Below are 20788 nucleotides of genomic sequence, written 5' to 3' on the forward strand. Positions count from 1 at the left end.
GGCAGCGGTTTCAGCAGAGGCAGCGGTTTCGGCAGGTGCAGCAGTTTCGGCAGTCGCAGCGGCTGCGGGGATCGCGGCAGTTGCAGCAGGAGCACCAGACCCAGCGGTTTCAGCAGAGGCCGTTGTAGTTGCGGGTGAAGGCTCAGCGACGGCCGACTGCGCGACCAGCGGCCGCCCTGGCGCGGACACGCCAGTGGCGTCGACGCGCGGCGTGCCCCCCGCGCAAGCACCGCTCGCCGTGTCAACGCCCTCGACAACAGCAGGCGATCCATCCGACGCCTTGCTGCCCTCGATCCGATCCGGCTCGGCATGCGCCGCGCCCCGATGGACGACGGGCTCGCTCACCGCGACCTCGCAGCGACGTTCTCCGCGCCGGACACAACCGACGCCGCGCTTTCCAATCGAGACGTTTCGTCATTGGAAGCACGCTCGGACAGCCGTTCGGCGATCCGACGGCAATATTCGCGCGGCAACGCCATAGCGCTCCCGCGCAGCGATTCCAGCGCCATATCGAGCGCCAGCATGCGCGCCTGGAGGCGACAGCGCGTAGCCTTGTCGCTCACGGCATTCAGCTCGGCCTGCAAGTCACGCAACGCGCGCAACTGCTCGACGGCAGGCGGCACGAAACCCGCATTTTTCAGAATCCGGTTCGCGACGCGCACCTCTTCCGGGACGAGTGCATCGTCGTCGAGGCAAAGCGGCGCGCCCGCGCCCGGCAAATCGTCGAACTCGCCGCGCGCCGCGGCGGCGGCAATACGCTGTTCGACTAACGCATCAAGCAATCTCATCTGCAATCCACTACGTTGCGGCCCAAGGCATTCTATCAGGGCGCGCGACGGTTGCCTCCGCCGGGGCGACCGGCGCCGCCGCCCCTTCGCATCTTGCGCGGACATTTCGTGGATGCTGTGTATGCGGCGTTTGTGGACGCAAGCCGGCCATGTGAGCGCGCCGAGCGTGCAATCAATTCGAGCCCAGTTCCGCGGTAGCGCCGGGCCCTCGTACGATCCACAGCAAGCCCGAGAGCCCACGATGCGGACTTCCCTCCCCTATGACTCGGCAGCTTCGAGCGGCCACCGCGCAAGCGCGATATGCCGGGTACGCCCCAACAAGCTATGTATCAACGCAAAACCGCGCACATTCCAGCAGACCGGCTCGACCGGGCGCGGCGCAGCCCACGGCAAACCGTAAGCCAACGTCACATGCGGCGTAAAAGCCACGGCCCCCGAGCCCCGATGACTGTCGAGGCCGCAGCTCTCCAACGCGCTGCGCAATGCATCATGAAGCGCATGCAGGCCGACGACGCCCTCAGTTCCCGTCAGCACCAATGGCCCCGGCCGTGGCTTCGAAGCGAAGCTCTCGACCGTATCGAATTCGACGGTAAACGGCGCCACGCGCACCGACGCGGCCGCCTGCATGGCCGCCGCCACCTGGGCCTGCGGCAGCCCGCCTGCAAAAGTGCCGAGGTGACGCAGCGTGACGTGCAACCGATTGGCGGCGAGCGGCTTGCCGCGGGCGCGCGCCTCCCCGCAAAGCTCCTGCGCGAGCTTTGAAATGCTGGCCGCCGTGCTAGTGTCCGGAAACACAGCGAAGAACAGACCGTCGGTCGGGGTTGGCGGCGCCTCGAGCCCGGGCAACCACAGTTGTTCAGGCATCTTGCTCCTGCGTGGTGAAAGCCGGCATCTACACGGATCCTCCTTCACATTAACTGGCCATTAACTGACTCGGGGGTGCTGCGAGCGCGAAAGCCGCACTGCCGCCCCCCCAAAAAAACGCTTGCCGTACCAAACCGTCTACGTAGAATACTGTACATTCATACAGTACGGGCGGCAACGTGAAATTGCAGAAAAACCAGAAGTTCTGGCAGAGAAAACAACAGGTCTACCTCAATGAAAGACGACGTCGCGCAGGTCCCTTTTTCCACGGCGTTCTGGTACTGGCTGCGGCTCGGCTTCATGAGCTTCGGCGGTCCGGCGGGCCAGATTGCGCTCATGCATGAGGAACTCGTCGAAAGAAAGCGCTGGATCTCGGAAAAGCGCTTCCTGCATGCGCTGAATTTCTGCATGGTGCTGCCGGGCCCGGAGGCGCAGCAACTGGCCACGTACATCGGCTGGCTCATGCATCGCACGTGGGGCGGCGTGATCGCGGGCGGACTGTTCGTGCTGCCGTCGCTCTTCATTCTGATGGGCCTTTCGTGGGTCTATCTCGTGTTCGGCAGCGTCCCGGCCGTGGCCGGCGTGCTTTATGGCATCAAGCCGGCCGTGACGGCGATTGTCGTGTTCGCCGCGTATCGCATCGGCTCGCGAGCGCTCAAGAACGCGTGGCTATGGACGATCGCCGCCGCCGCGTTTCTCGCGATTTTCGTCGGCAATGTGCCCTTCCCGCTGATTGTTCTCGTCGCCGGCATCATCGGGTACTTGGGTGGCAAATATGCGCCGGCCCGCTTCGCGATGGGCGGGAAACACGCCGCCGCCGCACAGCTTCATGGTCCGGTGCTGATCGACGACGACACGCCGACGCCTCGCCATGCGCTCTTCACGTGGAAGCGCTTTTCTATTGTGCTCGCGAGCTTCGTCGCCTTATGGCTCGCGGCGATCGGTACGCTGGCGGCGCTCTACGGATGGAGCGGCGCGCTCACGCAAATGGCCTGGTTTTTCACGAAGGCCGCGCTGCTTACGTTCGGCGGCGCCTACGCTGTTTTGCCGTACGTCTATCAGGGCGCGGTCGAGCATCAGCATTGGCTCACGGGACTTCAGATGATCGACGGCCTCGCACTCGGCGAGACGACGCCCGGCCCGCTGATCATGGTCGTCGCGTTCGTCGGCTTTGTCGGTGGATGGACGAAAGCGATATTCGGTCCGCACGCGCTGCTCTTGTCCGCGGTCGTCGCGTCGACGGTCGTGACGTTCTTCACCTTCCTGCCTTCGTTCATGTTCATTCTGCTTGGCGGCCCGTTTATCGAGACCACGCACGGCAACCTGAAATTCACCGCGCCGCTGACGGCGATCACCGCAGCCGTGGTCGGCGTCATCGTGAATCTCGCGGTCTTCTTTGCGTTGCACGTTTTGTGGCCGCACGGCCTGCATGGAAGTTTCGACTGGCCGTCGCTCGTCATCGGGTTCGCGGCGGCGCTTGCCCTGTTTCGGCTGAAGGCCGGCGTGATACCGGTGGTGCTGACGTGCGGCGCGGCAGGGCTCGCGTTCCGGCTGCTTGCATGAAGCGCGGAACGCTGCTGCGTCGCGGCGTCCGTCAAGAACGGTTCAGGTACTCGCGAGATGAAGCGCGGAAGGCGGGTGCATCGTGGCCTCCGTCGAGAGCGGGCCAAGTACTCTCAGCATGAAGCGCGAAACGCCGCTGCCTCGCGGGCGTCCGTCAAGAGCGGGCCAGGTACTCGCGACACTAAGCGCGGAAGGCCGCTCAGCGGCGTCCGCCAAGAACAGCCTTACATACTCGCGACCAATAGCTCTTCAGCATTGCTCGGCGGACGCAAACCGTCGGTCCTGTCCGCGAAGTAGCGCTGCGTGAGATCTGCCGCCGAAACGTGCCGGGCCTGCGTGAACCCGGCTTCGTACGCAAGAGCCAGCATATCCGCCGGCGTGAAGAAGCTGAGAAAAGGCGTGCCGCTTGCGAGCGCGCCCTTCTCCGCCATTTCCAGTCCGGGGCGTACCTCGGGGTCTGCCATCTGCAGCGGCAGCAGGAAAGTCATGGCGAGCGTCGATCCGCGCGCGAAGGCCGCGACTTCGCGCAGCGTGGCCGCGTTTGCATCGCGTGTCAGATACATGCTCACGCCCGTCGAGACCACGATTGCCGGCTTGCTGCTGTCGAAGCCCTCGGCCATCAGCCGCTCGCGCCACGCTTCGCCGGCCTCGAAATCGACCGGCACGAAACGCAGCCACTGTGGAATGCCGAAGCCGAGCTCAATCAGCCGCCGACGTTTCCACGCCTGCGGCACAGGCTGATCGATCTCGAACACGGTGAGGCGTGAAGCAAGCTCGGGCCTGCGCTGCGCAAAACTGTCGAGGCCCGCGCCAAGTATCACATACTGATCGATTCCGTGCGCGGCCTGCTCGGCCACGAGATCTTCGATGAAGCGAGCGCGAGCCACGATCGATGCGCGAAACGGACGCGTGAATTGCGGGTCCATGTCGCCGCGCTGACGCCAGTCGTCGCCAGGAGACAGCAGCTTCAGCCCAATGGAATCGTCGAAAACATGCGGCGCGGCGTCTGCCTCGGTATGCAACGCACGCCACAGGGCGACGCGGGCCGCGGTGCTGTCGGGTGCCAGCTCTCGCTCTTCGTTCATGATCGCCGATCCTCCTCATTTATGCGATGCGTGTGCTTCGCTTCATCGCCGGCTGGGGGAGCAGCAGCACAGAGCGCAGCACCGCAGTCTCAGTACGCGGCAACCCACGCACGGAAAGCTCCGCGCCATAACCTCTGCTCTGCGCGCCCAGCCCGCAGCAAACAAAAAGCATAGCATCGGCACACAACACCATACAGATCCCCACCGCGCCGAATCGCCACTCAACATCCGATCCCTTCGCATCTCTATGCGATCATCCTATGAACCAGACCAGACCTCAGGGAGATCGCCATGAGCAGCAGATGGTTTTCGAACTTCGCGAGCTATCTTTCGACGATGACCGGCCGGCCGGGCACCTTCGTCATCGCCGTCTCGCTCGTGATCGTGTGGGCCGTTACGGGGCCGTTCTTTCACTACAGCGACACGTGGCAGCTCGTGATCAACACATCCACGACGATCGTCACGTTCCTGATGGTCTTCCTGATCCAGAACACGCAGAACCGCGATACGGCCGCGATGCAGATCAAGCTCGACGAACTGATCCGCGCGATCGAAGGCGCGCATAACGCACTGCTCGATCTCGAAGAACTGGAGGAGAAAGACCTCACGCGCTTTCGCAAACAGTACGAAAATCTCGCGAAAGATGCGCGCGTCGCGCTGCGCAAAGGCGGCAGCGATACCGATTCGCCGTTCGTCGACAATCGCGACATGAGCGACGAAAAGCGGAGCGACGACGACCGCCATCGTGACGACGACAAGCAAGACAAGCGAGACACACCAAACCCACACGAGCGAAAAAACTAGCGCACGTTTCCTAACGCGACGCAACGCAACGCGGCCAGGCGAGGCGAACCACGCACCCATCGATAACAGCAAAGAAGGCCGCTTCGCCTCACCGCACCACCGCGTCTCCCTTCAAACGAAACACGGCCACCGCATCGTTCAACTCGCGGCTCTGCTCCTCAAGCGACACCGGCGAAACGTCGAGCGCTTGCCGCGCACCGACGCTCCTCCGCCGTGCAGGCCCTTGCGAGACGCGCGGGCAATCCCTGTGAATTCCGTTTAAGATCGAACGCTTCGCGCGGCCTCACGCGCGCTCGCGCGTCGGCACCTGATCCGCCTTACGCCAACCACGCTGCAACAGAAAAACCATGAACATCGCTCAAGCCGTTGTCCCCGCTTTCGCGCCTGCAAGTCCGCTTCCCGTACCCCTGGCCTGACCCGCGCATGCTCAGCTATACCGGCGGTCTCGTCCTCGTCGCGGCCCTGCTTCATGCAAGCTGGAACGCGTTGCTGCACGGCAACCGCGACCGTTTCCTGTCGATGACGTGGATGAGCATCGCCATCGCGGCGGTCAGCACGGTCATCGTTCTGTTCACGTCGCTGCCGGCCGCCGCGGCGTGGCCGTATGTGGTCGCATCGGGGCTCGTGCATATCGGCTACAACGCGAGCCTCGTGCACGCGTACCGACGCGGCGATCTGGCGCAGGCGTATCCGGTCGCGCGCGGCTCGTCGCCGCTTCTCGTCACGCTCGGCGCGGCGCTCTTCGCTCACGAGGCGATCGGCCCGCTGCACGCGCTCGGGATCGCGATGATCTCCGGCGGCATCATCGCCATTGCACTGCAAGCGGGGCGCGTGTCGCGCGCGGGCGTGCTGGCCGCCTTGACGACCGGCGCGACCATCGCGCTCTATACGGTGATCGACGGCATCGGCGTGCGGCTGTCCGGCGGCGAGGCGCTTGCCTACACCGCGTGGATGTTCCTGTTCTACTGGCTGATGCCGCTGCTGTTCATCGCGAGGCGCGGGCTGCCCGCGCTGTGGATGCCGATACGCTCGGCGCCGGCGGCGGTCGGCTCGTCGCTCGTGGGCGGGCTTGTGTCGGTGGCGGCGTACGGCATCGTGATCTGGGCGATGCAGTCGGGCGCGATGGGCACCGTCTCGGCGTTGCGCGAGACCAGCGTGGTGTTCGCCGTGCTGATCGGACGCGTGTTCCTCGGCGAAACGGTCAACGGCAAGCGCTGGCTTGCCTGCGTGGTGGTCGCGGCCGGCGCGGTTTGTCTCGGGCTCTGATGCTCAAGCCCTCGCCGCGCCGCCGCGCTTGCCGCACTTGCCGCACTAGCGCCCATTACATCGGCGGCGCGACGCCATCCTTTTCGACGACCACGCGCTGAGCGACATACGCGCCGCCCTGCGATGCGGCGGTTGCCACGACGAACACCTTCTTGCCCGGCGTCAGATCCGAACGGGCAGCCGGCGTGAAGGTCACGACAGGCACGTTCGGCGGCACCGTCACCTCGTTGCTGCCGCCCTTGTACGAGAGCTTCAGGTTGCGGCCGCTCGTGCCCTGGACCACCGTGTCGACGTTCGCATTCGTCATCGTGCTGTTGGGGCCGAGGTCCCAGCCATAGTGACCCTCGCCCGTGCCGCGCGCGGCTTCGGGGAAGACGACGACTTCGGTTGCCGTGAGCTTGCCGTCAGTGCCGGTCGTCGCGGCCGTGCCGACGAACGAGCCCGGCTTGATGTCGGAAAGCTGCATCGACTTGACCGCCGACACGGCGACAGCCGGCTTCAGTTCAATCGATACCGTGTCGCCGCTGCGGCGATGCACCTTCAGCACGTCGCCGTCGAGCGAAACGATATCGCCGCGAATGCGCGACGGTTTGGCGGCGGGCGTCTGTGCGAGCGCGGCGCCGGCAAAGGCGAGCGTCGCGAGCGTGATGCCGATTTTCAGGCGAATAGACATGAATGAATGCTCCGTGAGAAACGATCGAAAACGATCAAAAAAGAACTGCAAAGCGGGGACTGCAAAACGACAATGCAAACCGAAACTGCAACACCCTGAACGGCCCGCTGCAAATCACGAACCGCCGAACCAGTTATAGCCCTGGTTCTCCCAGTAGCCGCCGGGATAGTCGTTCGTCACGCTGATCGCGACGATATGCTTCGGATTCTTGTAGCCGAGCTTGGTCGGCATGCGCAGCTTCATCGGGAAACCATATTTCGGCGGCAGCGTCTCGCCGTCGTAACCGAGCGTGAGTTGCGTCTGCGGATGCAGCGCCGTCGGCATGTCGATGCTGGTCCAGTAGTTGTCCGCGCAATGAAACGACACATATTTCGCGGTCAGATCGGCGCCCGCTTGCTTGAGGAACGATGCAAAGCGCACGCCGTCCCAACGGCCAATCGCACTCCAGCCTTCAATGCAGATATGGCGCGTGATCTGGCTTTCCTGCGGCAACGCGCGCAGTTCGTCGAGTGTCCACACGCGCTTGCCGTTGGCAAGGCCGCTCACTTGCAGCCGATAGCTCGCGGCGTCGACCTCGGGTACGTCGTCGATATCGTAGAACGCGTTGAACGGAAACGGCCGCGTGATCATCGACTCCGGATAGGTCGGCGCGAGCGTAGTCGGACTGAAGAGCAGCGCCTGCACGTCGTCGTTGAAGGACGACATCTTGCGCAACATGCTGTTCACGGACTTGTCGTTCGACAGATCGCAGCCCGACAGCATCGCGATTCCGCCGAGCGTGAGAATGCGCTTGCCGAGCAGGCGGCGTGCGGGATTCTTGAGCTCGTTGCGCGCATCCTTGATGATGCTCTCGGCATGCGACGAAGCAAATTCGCTTAGCCTTCCTGACTTGTTTCGAAGCGTCATGATCAGCGCCCCCGAATCATTATGAGAAGCGAGCGCGGCACCAGCGCGACCATCGCCACATGCACGACGAAGAACGCCACCAGCACGCTCATCCCGACGAAATGCACGACCCGCGCGTTGTCGTATCCGCCCATCAGCGTGCGCAGCAGCGGGAACTGCACGGACTTCCAGATCGCGAGCCCCGACAGGATAACGAGCACAATATCGACGATCACCACGAGGTACGCGAACTTCTGCACCGCGTTGTAATGCGCGAGGTCGTCGTGCCCGAGCTTGCCGCGCAGCGCGGCGGCGAGATCGCTCATCAGCGAGCGCATGCTGAGCGGCAACAGCTTGCGCTGCAAACGGCCCGAAGCAACATTGAGCGCGACGTACACGGCGAAATTCGCGACCAGCATCCACATAATCGCGAAATGCCATTGCAGCGCGCCGCCGAGCCAGCCGCCCAGCGTGATGGCGGCAGGAAACCGCACACCCGCGAAGATCGGCGAAGCGTTATAGATCTGCCAACCGCTCATCACCATCAGCGTGACGGCGAGCGCGTTGACCCAGTGTGAGATCCGAACCCATGCGGGTTGAATCGTGGCATGACGAATTCTGGCGTAATTCAAGGCGGCCTCGTGGTGGATAGCTGCAAAAAATCGGCACTGTCATGGGCGTTAACAGCGCGTGTGGGCAGCTATTCCATCGCACGATAAATTTATTTCGGCTCCACCCTTCATACGCCAAACGGATACAGGTCCGGCGCGCGTTCGGTCGCGCGCGTGGCCAGCGGCTCGACGGCGCGCGTCGTGTCGAACCAGACATAGGCATCGAATTGCTCGGGCAACACGGCTTCCGCATAGTGGCTATGCAGTTCGGTCTCGGGCCGGTAAATCACGCCGATAAAGCGTTCGAGCCGCGCCTCGCTCAAGCGCGCGCGCAGCAGCGCGTCCGCGCCGTTCGACAGGTCCACGACGCAGCGCGGCTCGCCGGACGCATGAAACTGATACTCGTAACTGTCCTCGCGTGAAGGCCGCACCGCCTTGATTTCCATCGGTCCGTCCCAGTCGGACGCGGCGGCGACGTCGCCAGCATGCGTGCCGAATCCGATCAATGCCGCGGCGTCACCGAAACGTTCGCGGCATAGCTGCCCCACGTTCAGCTCGTTGCGCACGCGGCCCATTTCGGTCGCGGCCGCGTTGCCGATGTGCGAGTTATGCGCCCACACCACCGCGCGGCTGTCGGGGCCTTGCGAGTCGAGCAGGCTTTCGAGCGTCTCGAACATGTGCGTGTCGCGCAGGTTCCAGCTTGCGGCGGAGCTGCGGTACATGGTCCGGTAATAACGTTCCGCCGATGCCACGAGCCGCGCATTCTGCGTCGCATCGAACCAGTGCTCGCCGTCGACGTTGGCCTCGTCGAGCCGTTTGCGCAACAGGTCCTGCAACTGCTGGATCACCGCATTCTCGCAAGTCCTGAAGCCCGCCGAAAACGCCGCGCGTCCGTACACTTGCGGGTCCTTCTGCCACGGCGTGAGGCAGCCGTAGCGCTCGCGTGCGATCCTGGCTGCCTCGGGATCGGTGCGATCGAGATAATCGAGCACGGCGGCAATCGACGCCGACAGGCTATACATGTCGAGCCCATAAAAACCACAGCGCCGCCCGTCGCTCTGCTGTTCGTTATGCGCGCGCAACCAGCGGACGAACGCCGCGAACTCTTCGTTGCGCCACATCCATACCGGGAAGCGCTGGAACGGCGGCTCGCCGTTGCGCGGCTCGCGCGCGCGTGCGTAACTGTCGATGACCGCGGCATCGGGCCAGTCCGCTTCCACTGCGACGATCATGAAGCCATGCCGCTCGACGAGCCGCCGCGTAATCGCCGCACGCGCCCGGTAAAACTCCGACGTGCCGTGACTGCATTCGCCGAGCAGCACCACTCGCTTCGTGCGCAGATGATCGAACGCGTCGGCGAAGGTTTCGTCTTCGGGCTCAGGCAGCGGACGCGCGCTCGCTGCGATCAGGCCGGCGAGCGAATGGGGTTGGCGCTGGGTTCGCGCTTGCTTAGGCGTTGGTCTTTGCGTTGGTCTTTGCGTTCGCCCTCGGGTTGGCCCTCGTTCTTGCCCCTGCGGCTCATCCACCGAAACGCCACCACCCGCTTCACTCGACTGCTCAGCACCCGCCGCCGCAACGCCGTCTTCCTCCGGCCAGCCCTGCTCGCCGATCAGCGGCACGAAATGCACGCCGCAGATGTCCTCTTCGTCGAACTCCGTGTCGCTGCGGCGCGTGACCTTGATAAGCCGCTGCGTCTCCGTCGACGCCCCCACGGGCATCACGAGCCTGCCGCCGATCGCCAGTTGCTCGCGCCACGCCTGCGGCACATCGGGGCCGCCGGCAGCCGCGATGATCGCATCGAACGGCGCCGCGGCGGGCCAGCCGCGCGTGCCGTCCGCGTGATGCACGACGACATTGTCGAAAGCGTGCTCGTGCAGCGCTTGCCGCGCGCTGTCGGCGAGCGACGCATGCCGTTCGATGCTGTCCACGTGGGCCACGATCCGCGACGCGACGGCCGCCGCATACCCCGAACCGGTGCCGACATCGAGCACGCGATCGCCAGGCGACAACTGAGCCGCCTCCAGCATGCGCGCGACGATCACCGGCTGCGAGATGGTCTGGCCATCGTCCAGCGGCAACGGCGTGTCGCTGTAGGCAAACTCGGCAAGCTCCGGCGGCACGAACAGATGCCGCGGCACCTCGCGCATCGCGTCGAGCACGCGCGCATCGCGCACGCCGCGCGCGGCGATCTGGCTTTCGACCATCTGCTGCCGCGCTTCGTCGAACGCCTCTTCATTGACTGTCGATTCGTCCATCATGGGCCTTCACGCATCACGATGCCATTGCGCGGCACGCTTTCGCGCACGCGCGGCACGACGCAGCACAATCCTTGCAGTGCTGCGCTTCGTGCTTTTCGCATTCCGCTGCGCAGGCGTCGCAAATGTCGGCACACATGCGGCAGATCGTGGCTGCCTCGCTGCTGCCGCGCGCCATCGCAGCCGATGCGAAGTGGCAAGCCGCCGCGCAATCGATGTCGAGTTCGATGCATCGGGTCATGTCGGCCACGCCCTCTTCCGCGAGGCAAGAGCCGGCGCAGTGGCCGCAGGCGAGCGCGCACGCATCGCAGGCTGAAATACAGGACTGAAACTGTTCGTGCGTCATGGTGACCTCCATCTGACGAGTCGAATTTTCAATCGACGACGCAACGCGCTCTCGCGTCGCGCGTCCTGCATGATGAGCAGCAAAGCGCATTCCGGCTGCGGTTTTTCTGCTTGGGCAGCAGCGTCGCGCCGCAGTGTTTCGGTGCCAATGCGCTCGCGATTCGCAGGCGCGGGTATTAGGCAAACCTCGCGTGCCGATGCGTGTCAGCGCCGCAGATTTCTCACGTCAACTTCGGCCAACGTCAGTTGCACGGTCTTGCCGCTTTCCCACGCGTTCGCGCCCTTCACGACTTGCGGCTCGGCGATGTCGGCGCGCTTGCGTCTCTCTTCGACGGTCGACGTGCGAAACCGCGTGTCGCGCGCGTCGAGCATCGGCGGATTGATCTGCCCGTCGCGTGTGAAGCCCATCATCAGTTGCGGGATGCCGAGCGGCAGGCTCGCGTCGCGGTCGATCTGCCATGTGTGCCAGGTCTTGCCGTAGGTCGTCACGAGGTCCTGCATCAGCGCATGTTCGGCGAGTTCGGGAATGCGCGGCGCGACGAGTTCGCCCGACTTCACCTCGTAATGATGGCTGTGCCAGAGCTTCTTTTCGTCGTCGGGCAGCGATTTGAAAATGCGCTCGCTGACGATGTACTCGATGCCGATCAGCTTCGCGTTGCTCTCGTTGGAATCGAAGATCACGCACTGGTGAAAATCCTCGGTCACATGCGTGCAGAAGTGATGCGCCTCGACCTGGCGGCCCATGTCGTCCGCGTAAAAATGAAAGCCGTTCAGGTAGGCGCTCATCGCGTCGATCGGCTTGCGGTTCTGCAAGACGTCGGCGCCCGCGTCGAGCGCCTTGCTCTTTGCGCTCTTTTGCGACCCCGGCGGCGGCACGCCGAGATTGTGCTGCGCCCGCGCCTCGGGCACGAAGAGGCTCGCGAACGGCAGCAGCAGCACGCTTTTGAGTATCGACGACGTGAAAGCGCGGCGGCAGCCGCACGCGGCAGGTCGGTTCATACGGGTTTCCTCCACGGATGGGCGCGGCCGGCGCGTGGCAGTCCGGCTTCGCGCGGCGGTTCGGTTTCAAGGCGAGGCGGCGCTGACGCGTCCGCACGGCGGGTTGCCTGGCGGCGGCGCCGTCGAAGGCTCAGGCTCAGGCCCAGCCTGATCAAAGCCAGCATCGCCTATGCCCAGCCGCGCGCGATTCGCAGCAAGCCGGCCGTCAGCCGACCGCCCGCCCGAGCCGCAAATCCCGCCAAGCCGGCGCGGTCCAAGCCGCCCAATCCCCCCAACGGCGGGCGATGCGCACGAACACACGGACAAAAACTATTGGATTTCTCTAGAGTTGATGGATCGCCGGCCAATGGCGGCTGGCGAAGCCGCGCTAACACGCAGCGCGGGTCATCCAGAGGAAACCAGGGAAAAACAAATGGGAACGTCTCTTTACAAAGATCGATCGACCGGCCAACACGGGCACGGCACCTCGAGGCTGCATCTATCCGGTGCGCCGCTGACACTCAAGCACACGATCCACCCCGAGCAGATTCGCGACAATCTGCCGGCGGGCCAGGGCGGTGTCGGCTTTCTCTTTCACGCTACAGACTGGGATACGCTTGCTTTCTCCTTTCACAATGTCAAAACCCGAAGCGAGTCATTCGAAGAAGAGCTTTGGCGCACCAAGCCTTTTATCGCGTCGCCGATCTATTCGGGCTCGCAGATGATCGGCGCGAACATTGCCTGCCCGGTGCCGCTCGAGCTTTGGCTCGGCAGTCCACGCGGCATCAAGCGGTTTCGCGAAACGCAATTCTTCCCCGCGCTGGAACTGGCGAGGCAGGCCGGCTTGAACATGGTGGCAATGGGCGCCTCGACGCCTTATGCCTGCAACTATGGGGCGCTGCCGCGGCAGACGAAGCCGCCCCACATCACCACGGGCCATGCAGCGACTGCGGCCATGCTGAAGGACTGGGCGATTCACTGCTGCAACGAACTCGACCTCGAGTTCGGCAAGACCAAGCTCGCGCTCTTCGGCGCGGCCGGACGGCTCGGCACCACGGTGGCGAAATATCTGCTGTACAAGGAAACACCGACGGAACTGGTGCTGATCGACCTGCCCGACAAGGTCAATCTGCTGGCGGACCAGGCGCGCGAACTGATGGCGGCCGACCTGCTCGGGCGCACGAAGGTATCGGTCCACACCTTCAGCCCCGACACGCCGTTGCCGCAGTTCGACGGCGCGATCCTCGCGAGCAGCACCAGCGTGCCGTATCTCACCGCCGCCGATCTGAAGCGCGCGCGCTTCTGGATCGACGACTCGCATCCGCGCGCGGCAAGCGTGGAAGCGGAACTCGCGTCGCGCGGACATACGCTATATATTGAATGCTTCGCGCGCGGCCCCGCCGGTCTCGATTCGAGGTTCCCGTTCCGACTGCCCACCACGCGCGACTGCTATACCTGTTTCGCCGAGGGCTATGCCGCCTGGCAGGAAGGGATTGCTTCGGACTTCATCATCGGCAGTCCGCCTGTGTGGTCCGTCTCCTATACTCATGGCCTGCTGAAAAAGTACGGATTCTCGGTCGGACCTTTTCACGGCAAAGACGGCTCGGCGATCAACCTCGATCTGGGCGTGACTGCAAATATGACTTGACCGGGTCGTCAATGTCTCTGGAGGCCAGATGATCATACCGCGCGAAAGCATGCAGGACGTGCTTGAACGAAGCCGGTTTGCAATTCGATGGGGAGGCGTACTCGGCCTCGTGTGCCACCCCATCTATTACCTGGTCTGGACTTACATCCTGCCGCAGCCGTACGACAACCTGGCGCTGCGTCTGAGCGCCGCGTTGCTCTGCATTCCGTTGATCTTCCAGGCGCGCTGGCCGAAGCGCTTCAACCAGTACCTGCTGATCTACTGGCACATCTGCCTGATCTACGTGCTGCCGTTCGTTTGCACGTTCCTGGCTATCCGGAATTCGTTCTCCACCATGTGGATGATGACGGAGGTCATGATGATCTTCATCATGGCGCTGTGCATCGACAACCCTTTCCTGCTGATGGGCTGCATCGGCATCGGCATGCTGTCGGGCGCATGGGCCGCGGTGGCCAGTTCGCCCGCTCCTATCGTGCTCAGTACGGCGAATCAATCGGATCTCGCGGTGCTGCCGGTCGTCGTGCTGTGCAGCATGGCCTTCGCTCATGCGATCAGCAAGGGACGCATCTTTGTCGAGAAAAATCGCGCGCTGCAGGCGCTCGCCGGGTCGATCGCGCATGAAATGCGCAACCCGCTCAGCCAGTTGAAGCACGTTCTGGATCGCGTCGAAGAAACGCTGCCCGCGCTCACCGAAACCGGCCGCGGGCCCGCTCTGTCCGGTGCAGGCGCGGGCCTGCTGTACCGGCATATCGCGCATGGGCAGTTGTCGATCGAGCGCGGCCTGCGCGTGATTGCGATGACGCTCGACGAAGTCAGCGCGAAACAGATCCGCTCCGACTCGCTCACTTACCTGAGCGCGGCGGCCACCACGCGCAAGGCGCTCGACGAATACGGCTTCGCGGATAAAAAGGAGCGCGGCAAGGTTCGCCTCGTCGTGCTCGAGGATTTCATGTTCAAGGTCGACGAAACCGTCTACCTGTTCACGCTTTTCAATCTGATCAAGAACGCGCTGCATCACATTGCGCCGCTTGCTTCGGCCACGCTCACGCTGACGGTGGACCGGCATACGGTCACGGTGCACGACACCGGCAGCGGCGTCGCGCCGGAAATCCTGCCGCATCTGTTCGAGCCGTTTCGCACCGCCGGCAATTCGGCCGGCACTGGCCTCGGGCTCGCGTACTGCCAGCGCGCGATGCGTGCGTTCGGCGGCAGCATCGCGTGCAAGTCGGAGCCCGGCAAGTTCACGCAATTCACGCTGCAGTTCCCGCCCGTCACCGAAAGCGAGGTCGCCGCGCACGAGCGCGCTGTCGTTGCGCGCGCAACGACGGTGCTCGACGGCAAGCACGTTCTTCTCGTCGACGACGACGCCGCTCAGCGCATGCGCACGCGACGCACGTTATCGAAGGTCGGCATGCAGGTGAGCGAGGCCGACAACGGCCATACCGCGTTGACGATGCTGCGCGAAGCGACGGCTTACGACCTCGTGCTGATGGACGTCAACATGCCGGTGCTCGACGGCTACACCGCCACCGAACAGTTGCGCGCGGACCGCGATCATCCGAACTGGAACGTGCTGGTTGCCGCGTACACGTCGGAGCCGGGCAACATCGCGCGAGTGCTGGCGCGCCGTGCCGGCATGGACGACATGATCAGCAAGTCGTGCAGCGTGATGGAACTGTTCACGTCGCTGCAGGCGCTGTTCGAGAACGGCAACCGGCGCCATCTGAACCAGCGCTTCGACGACTTCTCCGGCAAGTCGATTCTCGTCGCCGACGACGACACCTACAGCCGGCTCGTCGCCAAGGCGTATCTGGAGCGCTTCGGCGCGAGCGTCGTCGAAGCGGAGCATGGACAGGCGGTGCTGGAACGGCTCGATGAGGAGCCCGTCATCGACGCGATCGTGGTGGACATGAACATGCCGGGCATGGGCGGGCTCGAGACGGCCGCGGCCATTCGCGCACGCACCGACGCGCACGCGAGCGTGCCGATCATCGCGCTCACGAGCCAGTCGGATATTGGCTCGGTGCAGGCGTGCATGAGCGTGGGGATGAACGAGGTCATGGTCAAGCCGGTGCAAGGCGGGTCGTTGTACGCGTGTCTGACGAGGCAGTTTGCGCAACAGCGTGGTGGTGGCGGTGGTGGCGGCAAGAGTGGCAAAAGTGGCAACGGTGCCGGCGCTGCGGTCGAGCTGCGGCGCTTGCCGACGCTGCTCGACTCCGGCAACACGCAAAACGCAATCCTCGAGAACGATCTCCTCGACACGAACCATCTGCGCGAGCTGGCCGCGCTCGGCCTCATCGACGAGACGTTTTCAAGCGGTATCGAGCAGATTCGCACGCTGATTTCGCAGCTTCGTGCGCACGCCGCGGACCGCGACCTGGACGCCACGCATGGCGCGCTGCATCTGCTGCTCGGCGCGAGCGGCAACATCGGCGCGAAGGCGTTGCAGCAGTACACGCGGCAAATTTATCCACGCACGCTCGAAGGCGCATGGCCCGCGGAACCCGACTGGCTGGAACGGATCGGCGAACTCGGCGAGCGCTCGACCGAGGCGCTGCGTCGGTATCTCGAGTCGGTGACAGTAAGGCCTGGCCCGCCCGAATCGTCAGGCGATCCCGCGTCGGCAAGCGCGAACGGCATCGCGATGCGCGAGCATTAACTAAGACTAAGGCGTCCGCGTCAAACTATCGAGTCAGATCGCGCCGCTGTCGCGCGCTTCGCCGACGCCACTCTGCACCCGGCCTCTGATGCCCGGAAAGCGCATCGTCACGGTCGTGCCCTCGCCGACCGCCGATTCGATCCGCAGCCCGCCGCCGAACGATTGCATGATGCGGTTGCAAAAGATCATGCCCATGCCGTGACCGCCGCGGCCGGCGTGCGTCGTCACCGGATCGAGCAGCAAGCGCGCCTTGACCTCCGGTTCGATGCCCGGACCATTGTCGTGCAGACGAATTTCCGGCTCCGGTTCGCTTACCACTTCGACACGCAACGAAGGCGCGGGGCAACCGTCGAGCGCGCGCAACGCATTCGAGATCAGCGACGAGAGAACCAGCGCGACGCAATTGGGCATCGCGTGAATGACAAAATCGCCGCGCGCGTCGACGGCGACCCATTCGCGCTGTGCGCCCGCAAACGGATACGAGTCGAGCAAGGTGGCGATGAGGCGCGTCGCCTTCACCTCGCGCGCCGCGCTGCCCGACGCCGGCTGCGGGCCGCCGCTCTTGTGCACCGTCGCCCAGAACGACGAGATCAGCGTCAGGCAATACTGCGCGTTGTTGAGCATGGACGTGGCCGCGAGACCGATCTCGCGCTGACGCTCGGGATCGTAGTCCTGCGCGACGTCGTTCTCCACCGAGCGCGCAAAGAGCGAGATCGCGGCGAGCGGCGTGTTCAGTTCGTGAGCGAGGAACGCAAGCGTCTCGTCCATCGCGAGCAGCCGCTGCTGACGCGTTTCGCGCTCGGCGTACCGCGTCACCGCCTGCCGCAGCACCTCGCGCACGGACTCCACGCGAAGCGGCTTTTCGAGGATGCGGAACAGGTCGCCGGTATTGAAGGTTTGCAGCAGCATGTCCTTGTCGGCATACGCGGTCACGAGGATGCGCACGATCTGCGGATACGTTTCTCCGACTTCGCGCAGCAGATGGCCACCGTCGCGGCCCGGCATGCGAAAGTCGGTGACGAGCACGGCAATCTCGGGACCCAGATCGTGCAGCAGCGCCATCGCTTCGTCGGCGTCGCGCGCGAGATGCACGCGGTAATCGTCGCGGACGGCGCGGGCGAAGTGGTTGCGCGACATCTCATCGTCGTCGACGAACAGGACGGAGAACGGTGTTTGGAGCGGCGCGGGCGTTGCCGTCTGATTTGTCGTTTGTGTTGAATCGCTCATTGCGTTTTCGGGCACATCCATTCGTGGATGCCGACAGTCGGCGGTCGATTGCATTCTACCGTTGCGGCGCGGGCGCATCGGAAAAGCTTGCGGGGCTACGCAAAACGGCGAAGTCATTGCGACCGGATGAGGCCGCGTTTGCAATTGATCGGGCAATTGATCGGCAATCCATTCCGCAATTCATTCCGCGATTCATTCCATTACATATCGCATGCACTTTCGCAAACAAGCCCGATACAATAATTACATTAAACCGACACTCGGCTTCAATTGCGCATTCAGCACGATAATTGCTCCCAGGATTAACACCGATAACGCTGCGCGGATTCCTGCAGACGCTTAAAGGTCGGCGTACACTCGCGCTCGAAGACCATGCCACGGGCGTGTCGGTCATCGGCATCGCGCGCGGCTTACCGAAAACGGAATGGAGACCAGGAGAACAATCCATGAGCTGGACACGCGAGCAGAGAAACGTCACGATCGCCGCCTATCTCGGCTGGACACTCGACGCATTCGATTTCTTTCTGATGGTTTTCGTATTGAAAGATATTGCAGCGGAATTCAATACGAAAATCCCCGATGTCGCGTTCGGCATTATGCTGACGCTGATGATGCGGCCGGTCGGCGCGCTCATTTTCGGCTGGCTCGCCGACCGCTACGGCCGCCGGCCCACGCTGATGGTCAACATCGCGTGCTTCTCGCTGCTCGAATTGCTATCCGGTTTCTCCCCTAACCTCGCCACGCTGCTGGTGCTGCGCGCGCTGTTCGGTATTGCGATGGGCGGCGAATGGGGCGTGGGCGGCGCCTTGACGATGGAGACCGTGCCCCCGAAGTCGCGCGGCATCGTCTCCGGTTTGCTGCAAGCGGGCTATCCGAGCGGCTACCTGCTCGCGTCGGTGGTGTTCGGCCTCTTCTTTCCGTATATCGGCTGGCGCGGCATGTTCTTCGTCGGCGTGTTGCCCGCGCTGCTGGTGCTGTACATTCGCGCGCACGTGCCGGAATCGCCCGCGTTCAAGACACTCGAAAAGCAGGCACGGCCCGGCCTCGTCGCCACGTTGAAAAAGAACGTGAAGCTGTCGCTGTACGCGATCGTGCTGATGACCGCGTTCAACTTCTTCTCTCACGGATCGCAGGACCTGTACCCCACTTTCTTGCGCGTGCAGCATCAGTTCGACGCGCACACGGTGTCGCTCATCACGATCACGCTGAACATCGGCGCGATTTGCGGCGGGCTCTTTTTCGGCATGTTGTCGGAGAAGATCGGACGCAAGCGCGCAATCTTTATCGCCGCGCTGATCGCTCTGCCGGTGCTGCCGCTGTGGGCTTTTTCGAGCACGCCGGTGCTGCTCGCGGTGGGCGCGTTCCTGATGCAGATCTCCGTGCAAGGCGCATGGGGCGTGATACCGGTTCATCTGAACGAGATCTCGCCCGATGAAATCCGCGCGACCTTCCCTGGTCTCGTGTATCAGCTCGGCAATCTGATTGCGTCCGTGAACGGACCGCTGCAGGCGAGCGCCGCCGAAGCCCACGGCAACAACTATGCACTCGTGATGGCCGTCGTGATCGGCGTCGTCGCGCTCGTGATCTGCGCGCTGATTCCGTTTAGCCGCGAGCGCCGCGGCATCGACATGACGCAGTCGGCCGCGCATGTCGGCGAACACGTGCAAGGCCGCCCCGTTGGAGGACAGCTTTAAGCGTTCGAACCAAACAACTGTTTCGCCGCGCGGTTATCGGGCACAATAGACGACAAGGCGGCTCGAACCGCCACGGCACGCAGCCTGTATGCACAGAGCACCACGGCATACATAGCGCGCGTGCCGCTTGAACTAGCGCATAAGCGCAGGCCAAACAGAGTACCGATCAGCACCGATTCATACGAGGCCGTTCCGATTCGTCGGAACGGCCTTTTTATTTTTCGCGCGCGAAGCGTTGCGCCCAACCTTGAGTCTTCTAGAGGAGTTAATCGACACGCAACCCTTGCTCAGCTTCACCATCCTTCATATCCTGAAAAAAACGGCTGTTTCAAATTGACATTTGAATCGCCTGTTTGCGGGCCGGGCGCCCGGCAACTGGGAGACGCAACATGGCAGGTCGCACAACAAGCCGGCACGCCGGCGATACGAAGTCACGCATTCTCGACGCCGCTGAGACGCTCTTCATCGATTGCGGATACGAGGCCATGTCGCTGCGGCAGATCACTTCGCGCGCCGAAGCGAATCTCGCGGCGGTCAACTATCACTTCGGCAGCAAGGAATCGCTGATTCACTCGATGCTGTCGCGCCGGCTCGACCGCCTCAACGAAGAGCGCGTCAAGCTGCTCGATCGCTTCGATCAGATGCTCGGCGAACGGCTCACCTGCGAGCATGTGCTCGGCGCGATGTTCATTCCGGCGCTGCGGCTGTCGCGCGATCCGCGCGTCGGCGGCAAGGCATTTTTGCGCTTGCTCGGCCGCGCTTACACGGACCCGTCCGCCTTCATTCGCGACTTTCTGAATGCGCACTATGCGTCGGTGGCCGTGCGTTTTTTCGACGCGTTCCAGCGCGCGCTGCCGCATCTGCCGCGCGAGGAACTCGGCTGGCGTCTGCACTTTGCGATCGGCGCGTTGTCGGGCGTGCTGGCAGGCGCCGACACCGAGAGCCTGATCGCGGAGTTCTCGCAGGGCAAGTCGATGAACGACCTGCAACTGATCGCCCGTCTTGCATCGCTGATGGTCGCCGCACTGAAGGCGCCGCTGCCCGACGCGTCGCAACTGGCGATGTTCGCGGCGGTGCTCGGCGACGCGACGGATACGGATGCCGAAGCGGATGCGGACAGCGACGCGAGCACCGCCACGGCCGCGCAGAACAGCCAACACGCTACGAACGATGCCGCGAACGAAGCACATCGCGACGCTGACGACTCAGCGAGGTCATCTGCTTCGCGAGGCAACCCAGGCATGTCGGCTGCATCAGCACATGTACATGCACATACACATGCACATACACCGGCACATGCGAGCCTCGACGGCGAGTCTCGCGGCAGTGCGATAGAAGCCTGTCCGTTGCAGCAGGTGTGGCACGGCGCGACATAAAAACGCCGTTCGACAAAAAGCAGGCCAAGCGCCAATCGACGCCAAGCCTGCTCGCACAACATCAAAA

Annotated in this window: 17 protein-coding genes; 7 read left to right on the forward strand and 10 right to left on the reverse strand. The window is 63.7% G+C overall.

The window, feature by feature from the left end:
* Positions 1 to 341: 341 nt before the first annotated feature.
* Together CUJ91_RS09810 and CUJ91_RS09815 are read right to left on the reverse strand one after the other, a co-directional pair.
* On the reverse strand, positions 342 to 788 hold the full coding sequence (locus CUJ91_RS09810) for a DnaJ family domain-containing protein (RefSeq protein WP_006051782.1): 447 nt from the start codon (positions 786 to 788) through the stop codon (positions 342 to 344).
* Positions 789 to 1046: 258 nt separating this feature from the next.
* A complete protein-coding gene (locus tag CUJ91_RS09815; protein ID WP_053858194.1) occupies positions 1047 to 1652 on the reverse strand; it encodes a 2'-5' RNA ligase family protein in 606 nt (201 codons plus the stop codon).
* A 234-nt stretch (positions 1653 to 1886) separates the two neighbouring features.
* Here CUJ91_RS09815 and chrA point away from each other — a divergent pair, with 234 nt between their 5' ends.
* On the forward strand, positions 1887 to 3215 hold the full coding sequence (gene chrA, locus CUJ91_RS09820) for a chromate efflux transporter (protein ID WP_107706741.1): 1329 nt from the start codon (positions 1887 to 1889) through the stop codon (positions 3213 to 3215).
* Positions 3216 to 3439: 224 nt separating this feature from the next.
* Here chrA and CUJ91_RS09825 read toward each other — a convergent pair whose 3' ends face one another.
* Positions 3440 to 4300 carry a class I SAM-dependent methyltransferase gene (locus CUJ91_RS09825; RefSeq protein ID WP_107706740.1) on the reverse strand — a complete coding sequence of 287 codons (861 nt, stop codon included), beginning with the start codon at positions 4298 to 4300 and terminating at the stop codon, positions 3440 to 3442.
* A gap of 291 nt (positions 4301 to 4591) precedes the next feature.
* Here CUJ91_RS09825 and CUJ91_RS09830 point away from each other — a divergent pair, with 291 nt between their 5' ends.
* Positions 4592 to 5104 (forward strand): low affinity iron permease family protein, encoded by a 513-nt coding sequence (locus tag CUJ91_RS09830; RefSeq protein WP_107706739.1) that lies wholly within the window; start codon positions 4592 to 4594, stop codon positions 5102 to 5104.
* A 423-nt stretch (positions 5105 to 5527) separates the two neighbouring features.
* On the forward strand, positions 5528 to 6370 hold the full coding sequence (locus tag CUJ91_RS09835; RefSeq protein WP_107706738.1) for a DMT family transporter: 843 nt from the start codon (positions 5528 to 5530) through the stop codon (positions 6368 to 6370).
* Positions 6371 to 6425: 55 nt separating this feature from the next.
* On the opposite strand, the gene CUJ91_RS09840 is transcribed toward CUJ91_RS09835, so the two are convergent.
* The 6 genes from CUJ91_RS09840 to CUJ91_RS09865 form a co-directional block, all read right to left on the reverse strand.
* Positions 6426 to 7043: a hypothetical protein gene (locus tag CUJ91_RS09840; protein ID WP_006051789.1), complete on the reverse strand. Its 618-nt coding sequence runs from the start codon at positions 7041 to 7043 to the stop codon at positions 6426 to 6428.
* Positions 7044 to 7157: 114 nt separating this feature from the next.
* Positions 7158 to 7949, reverse strand: coding sequence for a molybdopterin-dependent oxidoreductase (locus CUJ91_RS09845; protein ID WP_006051790.1), 792 nt, complete (start codon positions 7947 to 7949; stop codon positions 7158 to 7160).
* A gap of 2 nt (positions 7950 to 7951) precedes the next feature.
* Positions 7952 to 8560 carry a cytochrome b/b6 domain-containing protein gene (locus tag CUJ91_RS09850; RefSeq protein WP_310073292.1) on the reverse strand — a complete coding sequence of 203 codons (609 nt, stop codon included), beginning with the start codon at positions 8558 to 8560 and terminating at the stop codon, positions 7952 to 7954.
* 107 nt (positions 8561 to 8667) lie between these two features.
* Complete coding sequence (locus CUJ91_RS09855) at positions 8668 to 10794, reverse strand: protein-L-isoaspartate(D-aspartate) O-methyltransferase (protein WP_107706825.1); 2127 nt, start codon at positions 10792 to 10794, stop codon at positions 8668 to 8670.
* A 16-nt stretch (positions 10795 to 10810) separates the two neighbouring features.
* Positions 10811 to 11140: a four-helix bundle copper-binding protein gene (locus CUJ91_RS34765; protein ID WP_082367054.1), complete on the reverse strand. Its 330-nt coding sequence runs from the start codon at positions 11138 to 11140 to the stop codon at positions 10811 to 10813.
* Positions 11141 to 11343: 203 nt separating this feature from the next.
* Positions 11344 to 12138, reverse strand: a complete 795-nt coding sequence (locus tag CUJ91_RS09865; protein ID WP_107706737.1) for an OBAP family protein — start codon at positions 12136 to 12138, stop codon at positions 11344 to 11346.
* A gap of 412 nt (positions 12139 to 12550) precedes the next feature.
* Between CUJ91_RS09865 and CUJ91_RS09870 the strand changes: the two genes are divergently transcribed.
* Together CUJ91_RS09870 and CUJ91_RS09875 are read left to right on the forward strand one after the other, a co-directional pair.
* Complete coding sequence (locus CUJ91_RS09870; RefSeq protein ID WP_181324808.1) at positions 12551 to 13765, forward strand: hypothetical protein; 1215 nt, start codon at positions 12551 to 12553, stop codon at positions 13763 to 13765.
* 28 nt (positions 13766 to 13793) lie between these two features.
* On the forward strand, positions 13794 to 16424 hold the full coding sequence (locus tag CUJ91_RS09875; RefSeq protein ID WP_107706736.1) for a response regulator: 2631 nt from the start codon (positions 13794 to 13796) through the stop codon (positions 16422 to 16424).
* A gap of 33 nt (positions 16425 to 16457) precedes the next feature.
* On the opposite strand, the gene CUJ91_RS09880 is transcribed toward CUJ91_RS09875, so the two are convergent.
* Positions 16458 to 17651, reverse strand: a complete 1194-nt coding sequence (locus tag CUJ91_RS09880) for a hybrid sensor histidine kinase/response regulator (protein ID WP_044021885.1) — start codon at positions 17649 to 17651, stop codon at positions 16458 to 16460.
* Between the two features lie 446 nt (positions 17652 to 18097).
* Between CUJ91_RS09880 and CUJ91_RS09885 the strand changes: the two genes are divergently transcribed.
* Positions 18098 to 19345, forward strand: a complete 1248-nt coding sequence (locus CUJ91_RS09885; protein WP_053858205.1) for an MFS transporter — start codon at positions 18098 to 18100, stop codon at positions 19343 to 19345.
* Between the two features lie 389 nt (positions 19346 to 19734).
* Entirely contained in the window at positions 19735 to 20721 is a 987-nt protein-coding gene (locus CUJ91_RS09890) for a TetR/AcrR family transcriptional regulator (RefSeq protein WP_107706735.1), read from the forward strand.
* The last annotated feature ends 67 nt before the right edge of the window (positions 20722 to 20788 follow it).

Source organism: Paraburkholderia graminis (assembly GCF_003330785.1).
GTDB classification, from domain to species: Bacteria; Pseudomonadota; Gammaproteobacteria; order Burkholderiales; family Burkholderiaceae; genus Paraburkholderia; species Paraburkholderia graminis.

Excerpts from the sequence above, each read along its gene's own strand:
- CUJ91_RS09810 (WP_006051782.1), bottom strand. The coding sequence starts at position 788 with ATGAGATTGCTTGATGCGTTAGTCGAACAGCGTATTGCCGCCGCCGCG.
- CUJ91_RS09875 (WP_107706736.1), top strand. The coding sequence starts at position 13,794 with ATGATCATACCGCGCGAAAGCATGCAGGACGTGCTTGAACGAAGCCGG.
- CUJ91_RS09870 (WP_181324808.1), top strand. The coding sequence starts at position 12,551 with ATGGGAACGTCTCTTTACAAAGATCGATCGACCGGCCAACACGGGCAC.
- CUJ91_RS09885 (WP_053858205.1), top strand. The coding sequence starts at position 18,098 with ATGAGCTGGACACGCGAGCAGAGAAACGTCACGATCGCCGCCTATCTC.
- CUJ91_RS09825 (WP_107706740.1), bottom strand. The coding sequence starts at position 4,300 with ATGAACGAAGAGCGAGAGCTGGCACCCGACAGCACCGCGGCCCGCGTC.
- CUJ91_RS09840 (WP_006051789.1), bottom strand. The coding sequence starts at position 7,043 with ATGTCTATTCGCCTGAAAATCGGCATCACGCTCGCGACGCTCGCCTTT.
- CUJ91_RS09830 (WP_107706739.1), top strand. The coding sequence starts at position 4,592 with ATGAGCAGCAGATGGTTTTCGAACTTCGCGAGCTATCTTTCGACGATG.
- CUJ91_RS09865 (WP_107706737.1), bottom strand. The coding sequence starts at position 12,138 with ATGAACCGACCTGCCGCGTGCGGCTGCCGCCGCGCTTTCACGTCGTCG.
- CUJ91_RS34765 (WP_082367054.1), bottom strand. The coding sequence starts at position 11,140 with ATGACGCACGAACAGTTTCAGTCCTGTATTTCAGCCTGCGATGCGTGC.
- CUJ91_RS09855 (WP_107706825.1), bottom strand. The coding sequence starts at position 10,794 with ATGGACGAATCGACAGTCAATGAAGAGGCGTTCGACGAAGCGCGGCAG.
- CUJ91_RS09890 (WP_107706735.1), top strand. The coding sequence starts at position 19,735 with ATGGCAGGTCGCACAACAAGCCGGCACGCCGGCGATACGAAGTCACGC.
- chrA (WP_107706741.1), top strand. The coding sequence starts at position 1,887 with ATGAAAGACGACGTCGCGCAGGTCCCTTTTTCCACGGCGTTCTGGTAC.
- CUJ91_RS09835 (WP_107706738.1), top strand. The coding sequence starts at position 5,528 with ATGCTCAGCTATACCGGCGGTCTCGTCCTCGTCGCGGCCCTGCTTCAT.
- CUJ91_RS09845 (WP_006051790.1), bottom strand. The coding sequence starts at position 7,949 with ATGACGCTTCGAAACAAGTCAGGAAGGCTAAGCGAATTTGCTTCGTCG.
- CUJ91_RS09815 (WP_053858194.1), bottom strand. The coding sequence starts at position 1,652 with ATGCCTGAACAACTGTGGTTGCCCGGGCTCGAGGCGCCGCCAACCCCG.
- CUJ91_RS09880 (WP_044021885.1), bottom strand. The coding sequence starts at position 17,651 with ATGAGCGATTCAACACAAACGACAAATCAGACGGCAACGCCCGCGCCG.